The following is a 12,984-nucleotide window of genomic DNA, read 5'->3' as shown; positions in this document are numbered from 1 at the left end:
TTGTCAGCCCATCAGCTCACCGAAGGTTTTGATCCCCTTTTTCTCGGCCTGCTTCAATAGTTTGACCAATAGCTGGGCGGCCAGAAAGGCGTCTCCAGCTGCTGTATGCCGGTCATCCGGTACTATATTGTATCGCTCACAAAGTTTGTCCAGGGAGTATTCACTGCTGACTATTGACCGGGGATCGTAATATTTGCCCATATCCAGCCTCACCGCCAGGTCAAAAGTATCCAGGGCAGGGCTTTTTATTTTCCGAAGCCCCAGGGACCTGCCCACTCTTTCCATCATGGCCAGATCAAAGCCCAGATGGTGGCCTACCAATACCCGGTGCCGGGCATCCTCCAGGAAACTGCGGATCAGCGCTTCCCTGCTGACAAAAGGCCTCTCCCGTACCAATCCGTGTACTTTTATCGCCTCCCTGTTTCTTTTTTTAGGTCTGAGGTAATATTCCTTTGCGGAGGAAATTTTTATGCGATTATGGCTGACCTGCACTGCCCCGTAGGAAAGCACATGGTCCCTTTTGGTGTCCAGGCCGGTGGTTTCCGTATCAAGCACCAGAAATTCCAGTTCGCTGACTGGTTTACGGCTGGCGATTCTGCGCTCCAATGTCTTTTCATAGGCCCTGATATACTCTGGTTTCGGGAGGGTTGCAAACCCAAAAAACGTTCTCCAGTCCATGTCAACTGCCAAAATAGTCCAACTGAAAGCGTACCTTCAGGATCTTCTGTATCTCCTCTATGGGAAAAAAGGCATTCTTTAGTAATTGTCGCTGCAACTTTCCCAGCGAATCGGGATTAATAAACCTTCCCGAGGAGTTGGTTGACAAGCCCTCCAATGCCCTGATACGCATAAAAATCTCGTAGGCCTTGCCTGCATCCTTAAACAAGGCCGCCTGAGCAGGTTCCAGTTCAGCGAGCTTTTCATATCTTTTAAACGTATTGTTGATGCCTACCACCTGATGGCTCAATATTAGGACCCTGGCGGCATCTGCCAATGGCATCATGGCGCGCAGCTTGATGTCAAATTTTTCCGCATGTTTTCCGGATTTTTCTACCATGAAATTCCTGAAAAAACCAAGAGGCGGAGGGTTTAACAGTGCGTTCTTGGCAAAAAAATTCAGAAATACTTTTCCCTGGTTGATTTCTTCGTACACATGCTGGGTAAGCTCATCGGCGAGACCCTGCTTTCCACTCACCGCCCTGAAATCAAAAAATATCGTGGCCATCATCAGCGATTGCGGATCGGGTTCGCGAATCCACCGGCTGAAGTATTTTTTCCATTGACTCAATGGCTGGCACCAGCGCGGGTTGTTGGCCATCATCTCGGCAGGGCAGGAGTGGAAATCGCAGGCAAACAGGATATCCATTACATCTCTTGCTATCAGGTGCATGAAGTTTTGGGCCTTTTCTTTAAGGCCTTCAGGAACATCCTCGTATACGATGGCATTGTCCAGGTCTGTTCGCAGCAATTGCTCTCCCCTGCCTTCCGAGCCCAATGCCAGAAAACAGAATGCGATATGCCGTACTTCCGGAAAATCTGCCTCATGCCGGGCTATGGCCATGGCTATGGCCTGCCGGATTAAGGTATCGTTGATCTCGGTAACAATTCCTGCGATAAAATCTATGGCCAGCTCATTTTCAAGGTAATACCTCAGCATACCTTCCGCCTGGTTTCTGTATTTGGCCATTTCGTGTATGTCCCGGCTCTCCTGCAAAGCCTTTATCAACACCGCAGGACTATTGCCCTGAGACAGCAGGATATCATGATCGGAAATTATACCCACTAGCGGAGAGTCTGCGCTGCCATCTTCAGTGAAGACCAGGTGGTGCAGGCGGTGCTTGACCATATTCAGGTATATCTTTGAAAACTCCAGGTCCTTGCTGGCTGTGACTACAGGCTGGCTCATGATACTTGCTACAGGCGTATCGTAGGGAAGGTTCTGGCCTATCAGCCGGTTTCGGAGGTCTTTGTCAGTAATGATTCCCTTCGGATGTTTGTTTTCATCCACCACGATGATGGAACCTACCTTGTGCCGGTTCATCCTGGCTACAGCCTCTGCTGTACTCTCCCCGATAGGACAATAGATGACCGGATGGGAATATTGAATGGCAGTCTGCCCAGAAAAAAGCATCAGGCCATTTTCGCTGTCACTTCTTCCAAAAAGGGCCCTCACTTTCTGTGTCTGCGACAGTCCGGAGCGCACCACCAATTGCCCCGAAGCAAATCCCGAGGCAAAATATAGACTTACCCTATTGTTTTCATTCAGTATTTTTTCGAAGGTAGCTACCGGTACAGCGATGACCAGACTGGGTTCATCTGCGCGGGCATTGAGAATATAGGGCCTTTTGCCCAGCAGGGCCAATACGCCAAATACATCTCCTTCATCGCAGATTTCTACTGTTTCCTCTTTTCCGGAAACATGATCTGTCAGCTTGATGGCACCCTCCCGCACCACAAAAAAGAAACTTTTGGCCGGTTCTCCTTTCTGAAATAAAAATTCTCCTTCTTCAAAATAGACCAAATCCACCTCCTTTGCGACCTGTGCAAGCAATTCGTCAGACAAAAAGCTGAACGGAGGATACTTTTTGAGAAAATCAATGACCCTATTGACTACGACATTGGCCATACAATGTATGTTACGGGGAGATGAAAGAGGGAAGGTGAAGGCATACCCTCACCTTCCGAAAAGAAAGGCTAAGATAACTTACCCGATCCTTCCTGCGATGATTTTGTCTACAACATCCGGATCCAGCAGGGTGGAGGTATCACCCATATTGTCCATGTTTCCTTCTGCTACCTTTCGCAGAATTCTACGCATGATTTTACCCGAGCGGGTTTTGGGTAGTCCCGGCACAATCTGGATTTTGTCTGGCTTGGCGATAGGTCCTATGATTTTGGTCACCGTATCCTTGATCTCATTGGTAAGGCTCTGCTCAGACCGGTTTTTCATATCACATATCACATAGGCATATATTCCCTGACCTTTCACCTGATGGGGATAGCCTACCACAGCAGATTCTACCACCAGGGGATGCTCATTGATCGCATTTTCTACCTCAGCCGTACCCATGCGGTGTCCTGATACGTTGATCACATCGTCTACCCTGCCCAGGATCCGGTAGTATCCGTCATGATCCCGCTTTACGCCATCTCCGGTAAAATACATGCCCTTGTAAGCGGCAAAGTAGGTCTGTTTGCAACGTTCATGATCTCCATATGTAGTACGGATCATCCCGGGCCAGGGAAATTTGACGCAGAGGTTTCCTTCTACTGAGTTGCCCTTCATTTCATTGCCCTCCGGGTCCATGATGGCCAGTTGTATGCCCGGCAGGGGCAGGGTAGCATAGGCGGGCTTGGTCGGGGTAATACCCGCGAGCGGGGAAACCATAATGCCGCCGGTCTCGGTTTGCCACCAGGTATCTACAATGGGGCATTTGGTTTTTCCGATATGGGTATGGTACCAGTGCCATGCTTCTTCGTTTATGGGTTCTCCCACGGAACCCAGCACCTTCAGCGAGTCCAGCTTGAAGGGCTCTATAGGTTCTGTTCCATGAGCTTGCAAAGCCCTGATGGCCGTGGGAGCAGTATAAAACTGATTTACTTGGTACTTGTCCACGATCTCCCAGAATCTTCCTGCATGGGGATAGGTAGGGACCCCTTCAAACATGATAGAGGTAGCTCCTGACAATAAGGGACCATATACGATGTAAGAGTGTCCGGTGATCCAGCCAATATCTGCCGTACACCAGTAAATATCCCCGGGATTGTACTGAAATACGTTCTCAAAAGTATATTGGGAATAAACCATATATCCACCACAGGTATGCACCACACCTTTTGGCTTGCCGGTGGAGCCTGAAGTATAAAGGATAAAAAGGATATCCTCGCTGTCCATTTCTACTGCTTCCTGATGGACCTTCTTTCCTTCTATTGCTTCGTGCCACCAAAAATCCCGTCCGGACTGCATATTGATTTCCTGACCCGTTCTCTGGTAAACAATAACCGAAGTGACCGTGCTGGTGTTTTCCAACGCCTCGTCCACCACCGCTTTAACGGGGATTTTTTTGTTGCCCCTGAAATTGCCGTCTGCAGTCAATACTACCTTGGCTTCGCAGTCATTGATGCGGTCTGAAAGAGCATTGCTGGAAAAACCTGCGAAAACTACAGAATGGATAGCACCCACCCTGGCGCAGGCCAGCATGGCCACCGCCGCTTCCGGCACCATAGGCATGTATATGATCACCTTGTCCCCTTTCTGTACTCCTTTTTCCTGCAAAACATGGGAAAACCGGCACACCTCTTCATAAAGCTGCCGGTAAGTGAGTGTTCTGCTCTCCTCCCCGGGTTCATTGGGTTCCCAGATGATGGCCGGCTTGTCTCCAATGGTGAAGAGGTGCCTTTCTAAAATATTCTCGGTAATGTTCAACTTACCGTTGAGGAACCATTTGACGTCAGGTCCGTCAAAATTCCAGTCCAATACTTTGTCCCAGCGCTTTTTCCAGTGGAAAGAGTCAGCCACCCTCGCCCAGAAATTTTCCGGATCAGCTACACTTTTCTGATATTCATGGAAATAACCGCTAAGGGTATGTATTCTATCACTCATCTTCAGTTATTTTTGGTTTCAAATATGCTATAAATTACGCTAAATTTATTCAATTCTAACAATTTGGGTAGTAATCCTGGTTGTTGATCAATGCTCCGATGCTTTACCCGCTCCCCGCGGAATTCTGATCTCCTGTATCATTTCCTGAACATCCTCCGGAGGGTCGGGAGTAAATTTAGAAACCACAAAGCAGGCTGCAAAATTGATCAGCATGCCCAGAGAGCCGATGCCCTCGGGGGAAATTCCAAACCACCAGTGACCCATATCATTCAACTCCGGATGGATAAATTTAAAATAAATAATGTAGCCCAGGGTAAATACCAGGCCACAGATCATGCCCGCTATGGCTCCTTCCTTATTCATGCGGGTAGAAAAAATACCCATGATGATGACCGGGAAAAAAGAGGCTGCTGCCAGGCCAAAGGCGAAGGCGACTACTTCGGCGACAAACCCCGGGGGATTGATACCAAAATATCCCGCTACTATTACCGCCAGTGCTGCGGCCAGTCTTGCAATGATCAGTTCTGTCTTTTCTGTCATTCCGGGTACAAAGGTCCTGAACAGATCTCTGGAAACAGCCGTAGAAATGACCAAAAGCAGGCCTGCAGCCGTAGACAATGCAGCCGCCATTCCGCCAGCAGCCACCAACCCTACCACCCAATTGGGCAATTCCGCAATTTCCGGTGCCGCCAGCACCATAATGTCCTTGTCTACCGTAAGCTCATTGACTTCCGGGTCGGCCAGGTACTGTACCTGCCCATCGCCATTGAGGTCCTCCACGACAATCAGATTGGTTTTTTGCCAGTTTTCCACCCAGTCCGGCAGGTTGTCCACCGGCTGCCCTGCTACAGTATCGATGGCATTGTAAATACCAAATGCAGCCACCGCAGGAGCAGTCGTGTACAAAATGGCGATAAATACCAGCGCATATCCGGCAGATAGCCTGGCATCCCTCACCCTTGGGACAGTAAAAAAACGAACAATCACATGAGGTAAACCGGCGGTGCCCACCATCAGGGCCAGGGTGATCGCAAACATGTCAATTATGGATTTTCTGCCGGAGGTATACTGGTGAAACCCCAAATCAACCAGGATACCATCCAGCTTGTCAAGGAGGTAGGTCCCATCCTGCACCGTCCCTCCCAATCCCAACTGAGGTATGGGATTGCCGGTGAGCTGTATAGAAATAAATATGGCAGGCACCATGAAAGCAAATATCAACACACAATACTGGGCTACCTGAGTATAGGTGATACCCTTCATGCCACCCAAAACGGCATAGAAAAACACGATGGTCATCCCAATCAAAACACCTGATTCGATGTCTACTTCCAGATATCTTGAAAACACAATACCCACTCCCCGCATCTGCCCGGCAACGTAGGTGAAAGAAATGAAAAGTGCACAAAATACGGCTACTACTCTTGCCTTGTTGCTGTAATACCGGTCGCCAACGAAATCGGGTACGGTAAATTTACCGAACTTCCTCAGGTAGGGAGCCAGGAGCAATGCCAGCAAAACATAGCCTCCCGTCCAACCCATCAGGTAGACCGAGCCATCATATCCCGAAAAAGCGATGATCCCTGCCATAGATATGAAAGAAGCCGCTGACATCCAATCGGCTGCGGTAGCCATTCCATTGGCCAATGGCGAAACCCCGCCTCCGGCTGTATAAAATTCCTTGGTAGAACTGGCCCGGGTATAGATGGCGATACCGATATAAAGGGCAAAGGAAAGGCCTACAAGAATGTAGGTCCAGGTTAAAATATCCATAGTGGGGTTATTGGCGTTTATTTCTCGTTGACATCAAACTTTTCATCCAACTTGTTCATCTTATAGACATAAACAAAAATCAGGATTACAAACGTGAATATGGAACCTTGCTGGGCAAACCAAAAGCCTAACTTGTATCCACCAATTTTTATTGCGTTTAGCGGCTCTGCCAGCAGGATGCCAAAACCAAAAGAAACAATAAACCATATGGAAAGCAGGACCAACACCGTTTTGATGTTTTGTTTCCAATATTTTTTCATTTGTTGTTTATGGTCGTTCATAGGTTTTGTTTTGGGAATTTTGAAGTGTTGAAAATATTTAAAATTTTGGGAAAAATCAGCCCTTTTCCGGTATCCTTTTCAAATTATGATAGTTTCGGTGAAAGAACAAGTTAAATGGCTTGCCAAACCAAACAGATTTGCCGGTTAATGTCTATTGCTATTCTCAATGGCGGCAATGCCAGCCCGTAGCCTTTGACCCGGATTTCCGGAAATTTTTACCCAGGGCACCCCGGTCGAGACCAGCACCTTTTCATACAGCCGCATGAAATAGCTCCGCATTTCCGGGTCGGGGTGCTCCCTCAGGGGATCATCCTGCCAGGGAATGTCTATATCGGTGAGCAGGTACAAATCGTATTGTCGTTCTTTTATTTTCTGTGTTATCCAGGGATGCGTACGTCCGAATTTGTGCGTACTCCAAACATGAATTACATGAAGGTCTGTATCGCAGAAAAGCAGTTTGCCTGCCTTTTTAGCCAGGCTGTCCTCCAGTTGTATCTGCCCCCGGGCGATGGCGAGCAAATCCTCAAATGCATAAGGTCGGTCCAGCATAGCAAGGTATTCCCGGGCATACTCCGGCACCCAGGGTTCGGAATAATGGCCCGCAAGGCCCTGGCTAAGGGTGCTTTTTCCAGTAGACTCTGGCCCTATGATGACTATTCTATCCATTGTCCCTTGCATAAGCTGCGGCCAGGCGAACCCAGGCTACCAATCCCATGGCCGCCAGTATTGTAAAAACCAGAAATTGAAAGGAGGTGAGCAAAAGGCCTTTGTAAAGGTACAAGGGTACCGATACCAGATCGGTAATAATCCAGGCAATCCAGTTTTCTACTTTCTTTTTGGCCATCAGCCACATGCCCACAAAAGCTGAGGCGGTGGTGAATGAATCCCAGTAAGGCACATCGCTGTCCGTGTAAGTACGGAGTACATAATACAAAAGCCCATAAGAAATCAGCAGCAAAAGCAGGGCCCTCAGAATTCCCCTGTGGTCCAGCCAGGTGATGGGTACACTGGCTTTGCCGGGTCTGGGATGAGTCCAGACATACCAGCCAAAAACAGACATGACAAAATAATATCCATTGATACTCATGTCAGCATATAACCTGACCTGAAAACAGATCCATACATAGATGAGCGTACTGATGATACCGGTGGGAAACACCAGTATGTTTTCTCTCATGGAATAATAAACAGAAGCCAGACCGAAAAAAACGGCCAAGGCTTCCAGCCAGCTCATTTGCTGTATGCCTGCATGCATACCTTCTACGATGTATTGCCAATCCACGGGTCGAAATTGAAATAAAAAACTTAGATAAAAAAATCAAAAAACACTATATACTGACCTTTGGGGTTTCCAAAACCCCGAAGGTCTTTTTAGAAACAAAAACGTTAAAAACCTTCGGAGTCCCAAAGACCTCAAAGGTTAGCATGAAACCATGACCTTTGGGGTTTCCAAAACCCCGAAGGTCTTTGTAGAAACGAAAACGTTAAAAACCTTCGGGGTCTCAAAGACCCCAAAGGTTAGCATGAAAACATGACCTTTGGGGTTTCCAAAACCCCGAAGGTCTTTTTAGAAACAAAAACGCTAAAACCTTCGGGATCTCAAAGATCCCAAAGGTTAATCCATTTACCCAATATTCTTCTTTTTCAACTGATCCACGATGTATTCAGAAGTCCGGATCGAAAGCGCCATGATGGTCCAGGTGGGATTTTTATCGGCCTGGGAAACGAAGGAGGCAGCATCGACTACAAAGAGATTGTTACATTCGTGGGCCTGTGCGTATTTGTTCAGCACCGAGGTTTTGGGATCATCACCCATTCTGGCCGTGCCCACCTCATGGATGATCCTGCCGGGTGCTGCCAGCCCATATTGAATTTCGGCTCCTGGTTTATTGCCCATAACCTGGGCCCCCATGGCATGAAAGATTTCTTCAAAGGTATCCTGCATGTGCCGGGCCTGCTTTACCTCATGGTCTGTCCACTTGTAATGAAACCGAAGAACCGGAATACCAAACTTATCTACGGTATTGGGGTCAATTTCACAGTAGTTGTCGTATTGCGGTACGCTCTCGCCTCTTCCGGCGATGCCCACGGTAGCCCCGTACACACTTCTGATATCTTTTTTCAATCCGGCGCCATATCCTCCATTGGGGCCGGCATTGCCAAATTCATCCTTGATGTATTTCCTCATGGAGTCCATCCCAAAGCCGAATCCATAATTGGGCATGCGCATGCCCCCGCCGAATTCCAGGTGATATCCCCTGGGAAAGTCTAGTTTTTTGTTATCCAGCCACCAGGGCGTATAGACATGCATGGATCCTACGCCATCTTCATTGTACTTGTCCCTACCTAAAAATTCAGGCATCAGTGCAGACCTGCTGGCTCCGGTGGAATCGTGCAGGTAGCGGCCAAGCGTACCGCTACTGTTGGAAATTCCGTTTGGGTGCCGGGGCGAACTCGAGTTCATCATGATGCGGGCACTTTCACAGGCGGAAGCGCCCAAAACCACTACCCGCGCTTTCAGTTTGTACTCCTGCATGTCTACTTTGCTGACATAGGAAATTCCTGTCGCCTCACCTTTTTCATCGGTCGTCACCTTGCGTACCATGGCATAGGTATACAGGTCTACATTGCCTTTTTTGATCGCAGGTTTTACCAGAACGGTTCCGGCAGAAAAGTCCCCATACACCTGGCAGGCCCTGTTGCACTGGGCACAGAAAAAACATGCTCCCCTTTCATTATTAACCGGTCGGGTAAGCACCGATATTCGAGAAGGGATGACGGGCAGATTGATTTTTTTACCCCCCTTCATAAATGCCAGTTCGTGCAGCCTGGGCTTAGGCGGAGGCAGAAAATAACCATCGGGTTCGTTTCGAATACCCTCTTTCGTTCCAAAGACGCCAACGATTTTGTCTACCCTGTCGTAGTAGGGTGCGACATCTTCATAGCCAATGGGCCAGTCATCTCCCAGCCCGTCAATACTTTTTCTTTTGAAATCATCGGGACCAAACCGGAGGGATATCCTGCCCCAGTGATTGGTCCTGCCACCGACCATTCTGGAGCGAAACCAGTCAAACTGAGTACCGTCCTTACGGGTGTAAGGCTCACCTTCTATGTCCCATCCACCGTAGGCGGCATCGAAATCCCCGAAAGCCCGGACTGTATTGGCTCCCCTGCGGGGAGATTCCCATGGCCAGCGCAGTTGCGTGCGGTATTCCTCCAGGGCCGGATCAAAATCGCTTCCAGCTTCTACCACGGCGACACTAAGTCCAGATTCAGAAAGTATTTTACTGGCCATGCCACCTCCGGCTCCCGAGCCGACGATGATCACATCATAGCTGTCCATGGATGATTGAATTTCAAAACTCATTATTTTTTGTTTTTAATTGACAGACCAAAATAGGGCATATTCCGTAATATATCACCATAAATGTTGTGGAAACCTTTTTGCAATACCGGTTTCCCTGCCCCCAAACCAAATTTTGAATCGGTTTGCGGGCATTTCCCATTTGAATATACCAGAGGACTCAAACTTTTTCCGGTGCTTTCCGATGAATATTTTTAGGCGCTGTGCCGAAGATTTATACTCCGCCCAATCCGTAAAACAATCTTCATGAGGGAAAGCATGATTTTAGAGGTATAAATGTTAATTTGCCCGAACATTTACTAATCTTATACTTCCAAAATAACAAAAGTACTAGCCGTAAGGAAAAGATACTTTTTCGATAAAATGCCTAGCAAAATATGAGCAAAAAAGAAAGAAGAAGCCAGGGCTGGTTTGGTAAAACCGGCAAGGACGGCCTGATCTACAGGTCGTGGTTTAAAAAACAGGGTATTCCTACCCACGAGTTGGGTGGCAAACCTATCATCGGTATATGCAATACCTGGTCAGAACTGACGCCATGCAACTCCCATTTCAGAGAATTGGCTGAGTTTGTAAAAAAAGGAATTCTCGAAGCCGGGGGTTATCCGGTGGAGTTTCCCGTGATGTCTCTGGGAGAGACCGTCATGAAGCCTACCGCCATGCTTTACCGTAACCTGGCCAGTATGGACACCGAAGAATCCATCAGGGCCAATCCGCTCGATGGCGTGGTCTTGCTATGTGGGTGTGACAAGACAACACCCTCCCTGGTCATGGGAGCCAGCAGTGTGAACCTCCCCACCATCGTGGTATCCGGCGGCCCCATGCTTACCGGAAGATACAGGGGAGCTGATGTGAGTACCAGTGATATCTGGCGGTTCAGCGAGGCTTCCCGGCAGGGAAAAATGACGCAGGAAGACCTTTACGTAGCTGAATCGGCCCTATGCAGAAGCGATGGACACTGTGGAGTCATGGGCACTGCCTCCACCATGGCCTGCATGGTGGAAGCTTTGGGACTTAGCCTACCGGGCAATGCGGCGATACCCGCCCCCGATACCGCCAGAAAGGTGCTCGCCCACATGTCCGGGATGGAAATCGTAAAAATGGTCGAAAACGACCTAAAAATCTCAGATATTCTAACCAGGGAGGCTTTTGAAAATGCCATCATGGTAAACGCGGCCATTGGAGGTTCTACCAATTTTGTGATCCATCTGCTCGCCATAGCCGGAAGGATCGGGATCAATTTGAACCTGGAAGACTTTGATCGCTTTTCTTCCAATATCCCCCTGCTGGCCAATCTGCAACCCTCCGGCAAGTATTTCATGGAGGATTTTTATTATGCCGGCGGACTGCCTCCGGTGATCCGGCAATTGAAAGATCACCTACACAGTAGTGCCATCACGGTGACCGGAAAAAGCATCGGGGAAAACAACGAAAGGTTTGAAAATTTCAATCAGGAAGTAATTGCGACCATCGATTCTCCTTTCAATCCCATTTCGGGAATCGTGGTTCTCAAGGGCAATCTCTGCGAAACGGGCGCCATCATCAAACCATCCGCTGCCAGTCCTTCGCTGATGAAGCACACCGGAAAGGCGGTGGTCTTTGAAGACATTGACGACTACAAACAAAAAATTGACGACCCTGACCTGGATATAGACGAAAATTCTGTGATGATCCTGAAAAATGTAGGGCCAAAGGGATATCCGGGAATGCCGGAAGTAGGCAATATGGGACTCCCCCCAAAAGTTTTGGAAAAAGGGATTCAGGACATGATACGGATTTCGGATGGCAGGATGAGCGGCACCGGTTTTGGAACGATAGTGCTGCATGCTACTCCGGAAGCTGCCGAGGGAGGCAATTTTGCGGTAGTTCAAACGGGAGATATGATAGCCCTTGACGTGGAGGGCCGTAGACTGGACCTTTTGGTTTCAGAGGAGGAACTGGCAAAAAGAAAAGCGGCCTGGAGAAAACCGGCAGCGCCTGTGGAAAGGGGGTACGTGAGCCTTTATGTAAAACACGTGGAGCAGGCCAATCTGGGTGCCGACCTGGATTTTCTCAAAGGAAACTCAGGCAGCGAGGTAACCAAAGACTCTCATTAATCAAAAAATTACTGTTATGCTGATCAAATGTCGTAAACCAGGTAATGGAAACAAAAAATAAGTCTGCTCCTCAAGTCGCCCTGGTAACCGGTGCAGGTATGGGTATAGGTTTTGAAATATGCAGGAATTTTGCATCAGAAGGGATGGCGGTGATGCTCAATGATCTGGACCCCGGCCTCACGCAACAGGCGGTGGAAAAAATCAATGCGGAATTCCCCAATCGCTGCAAAGGCCTGGCTGGAGATGCTTCCGATACGGATTTTATTTCTGACCTGACCCGGCAAACCGTCGCGGAGTTTGGCAGGCTGGATGTGGCAGTCGCCAATGCTGGCATCACCGTCTTTGGTGATTTTCTCGATTACAAAGAGGCCGATTTCCACAAACTCGTACAACTCAACCTGGTGGGCAGCTTCTTTCTGGCCCAGCAGGCTGCCCGGCAAATGATCGCCCAGCAAACAGGTGGAAGTATTCTGTTCATGTCATCCGTCACAGGCCATCAGGCGCATAAAAACCTTGCTGCCTATGGCATGAGTAAAGCGGCTCTGGAAATGCTCGCCAAAACCCTGGTATTGGAACTTTCTCCTTACAAAATCAATGTCAATGCCGTAGCGCCCGGGGCCACAATGACCGAACGAACCGCTTCTGAAGCAGGCTACGAGCAGACCTGGTCCAGGATTACTCCCATGGGACGGCCGGCTTTTCCAAAAGACATCGCTGCAGCAGTGAGCTTCCTGGTGTCTCCCCGGGCCAGACATATCACGGGCCAAAGTTTGGTGATCGATGGCGGCTGGACCGCCACCAGCCCATCTCCCTACCAGGAATGAGCTAAAAAACGGTTTTTTCGGAAAATGGCACTAAAAACACTAAAAA

The 12,984-nt window shown here is 48.7% G+C and carries 10 protein-coding genes; 2 read left to right on the top strand and 8 right to left on the bottom strand.

The window, feature by feature from the left end; genetic code table 11:
* Positions 1-3: 3 nt before the first annotated feature.
* The 8 genes from BUB19_RS00325 to BUB19_RS00290 all read right to left on the bottom strand — a co-directional run bounded on the left by BUB19_RS00325 (position 4) and on the right by BUB19_RS00290 (position 10,024).
* Positions 4-678 carry a 3'-5' exonuclease gene (locus tag BUB19_RS00325; protein WP_073089957.1) on the bottom strand — a complete coding sequence of 225 codons (675 nt, stop codon included), beginning with the start codon at positions 676-678 and terminating at the stop codon, positions 4-6.
* Between the two features lies 1 nt (position 679).
* Positions 680-2,626: a DUF294 nucleotidyltransferase-like domain-containing protein gene (locus BUB19_RS00320; protein WP_073089954.1), complete on the bottom strand. Its 1,947-nt coding sequence runs from the start codon at positions 2,624-2,626 to the stop codon at positions 680-682.
* 78 nt (positions 2,627-2,704) lie between these two features.
* Positions 2,705-4,603, bottom strand: coding sequence for an acetate--CoA ligase (gene acs / locus BUB19_RS00315; protein ID WP_073089951.1), 1,899 nt, complete (start codon positions 4,601-4,603; stop codon positions 2,705-2,707).
* An 87-nt stretch (positions 4,604-4,690) separates the two neighbouring features.
* Positions 4,691-6,376 carry a sodium:solute symporter family protein gene (locus tag BUB19_RS00310; protein ID WP_073089948.1) on the bottom strand — a complete coding sequence of 562 codons (1,686 nt, stop codon included), beginning with the start codon at positions 6,374-6,376 and terminating at the stop codon, positions 4,691-4,693.
* A 17-nt stretch (positions 6,377-6,393) separates the two neighbouring features.
* Positions 6,394-6,657, bottom strand: coding sequence for a DUF4212 domain-containing protein (locus BUB19_RS00305; RefSeq protein ID WP_073089945.1), 264 nt, complete (start codon positions 6,655-6,657; stop codon positions 6,394-6,396).
* Positions 6,658-6,801: 144 nt separating this feature from the next.
* A complete protein-coding gene (locus tag BUB19_RS00300) occupies positions 6,802-7,323 on the bottom strand; it encodes an AAA family ATPase (RefSeq protein WP_084096905.1) in 522 nt (173 codons plus the stop codon).
* A complete protein-coding gene (gene pnuC, locus BUB19_RS00295; RefSeq protein WP_073089940.1) occupies positions 7,316-7,939 on the bottom strand; it encodes a nicotinamide riboside transporter PnuC in 624 nt (207 codons plus the stop codon). The genes BUB19_RS00300 and pnuC overlap by 8 nt, the downstream gene beginning before the upstream one ends.
* A gap of 342 nt (positions 7,940-8,281) precedes the next feature.
* Positions 8,282-10,024 carry a GMC family oxidoreductase gene (locus BUB19_RS00290; protein ID WP_073089936.1) on the bottom strand — a complete coding sequence of 581 codons (1,743 nt, stop codon included), beginning with the start codon at positions 10,022-10,024 and terminating at the stop codon, positions 8,282-8,284.
* 374 nt (positions 10,025-10,398) lie between these two features.
* On the opposite strand from BUB19_RS00290, the gene BUB19_RS00285 reads away from it, so the two are divergent.
* Both BUB19_RS00285 and BUB19_RS00280 read left to right on the top strand, forming a co-directional pair.
* The gene (locus BUB19_RS00285; RefSeq protein WP_073089932.1) at positions 10,399-12,114 is read left to right on the top strand and encodes an IlvD/Edd family dehydratase; all 1,716 of its coding nucleotides are present in this window, start codon (positions 10,399-10,401) and stop codon (positions 12,112-12,114) included.
* A 44-nt stretch (positions 12,115-12,158) separates the two neighbouring features.
* The gene (locus BUB19_RS00280; protein WP_073089929.1) at positions 12,159-12,938 is read left to right on the top strand and encodes an SDR family NAD(P)-dependent oxidoreductase; all 780 of its coding nucleotides are present in this window, start codon (positions 12,159-12,161) and stop codon (positions 12,936-12,938) included.
* Positions 12,939-12,984: the final 46 nt, after the last annotated feature.

The organism is Cyclobacterium lianum (assembly GCF_900143075.1).
Lineage (GTDB): Bacteria > Bacteroidota > Bacteroidia > Cytophagales > Cyclobacteriaceae > Cyclobacterium > Cyclobacterium lianum.
This window is presented reverse-complemented; position numbering and strand designations above follow the sequence as displayed.

Excerpts from the sequence above, each read along its gene's own strand:
- BUB19_RS00310 (WP_073089948.1), bottom strand. The coding sequence starts at position 6,376 with ATGGATATTTTAACCTGGACCTACATTCTTGTAGGCCTTTCCTTTGCC.
- BUB19_RS00320 (WP_073089954.1), bottom strand. The coding sequence starts at position 2,626 with ATGGCCAATGTCGTAGTCAATAGGGTCATTGATTTTCTCAAAAAGTAT.
- BUB19_RS00290 (WP_073089936.1), bottom strand. The coding sequence starts at position 10,024 with ATGAGTTTTGAAATTCAATCATCCATGGACAGCTATGATGTGATCATC.
- BUB19_RS00305 (WP_073089945.1), bottom strand. The coding sequence starts at position 6,657 with ATGAACGACCATAAACAACAAATGAAAAAATATTGGAAACAAAACATC.
- acs (WP_073089951.1), bottom strand. The coding sequence starts at position 4,603 with ATGAGTGATAGAATACATACCCTTAGCGGTTATTTCCATGAATATCAG.
- BUB19_RS00300 (WP_084096905.1), bottom strand. The coding sequence starts at position 7,323 with ATGGATAGAATAGTCATCATAGGGCCAGAGTCTACTGGAAAAAGCACC.
- BUB19_RS00285 (WP_073089932.1), top strand. The coding sequence starts at position 10,399 with ATGAGCAAAAAAGAAAGAAGAAGCCAGGGCTGGTTTGGTAAAACCGGC.
- BUB19_RS00325 (WP_073089957.1), bottom strand. The coding sequence starts at position 678 with ATGGACTGGAGAACGTTTTTTGGGTTTGCAACCCTCCCGAAACCAGAG.
- BUB19_RS00280 (WP_073089929.1), top strand. The coding sequence starts at position 12,159 with ATGGAAACAAAAAATAAGTCTGCTCCTCAAGTCGCCCTGGTAACCGGT.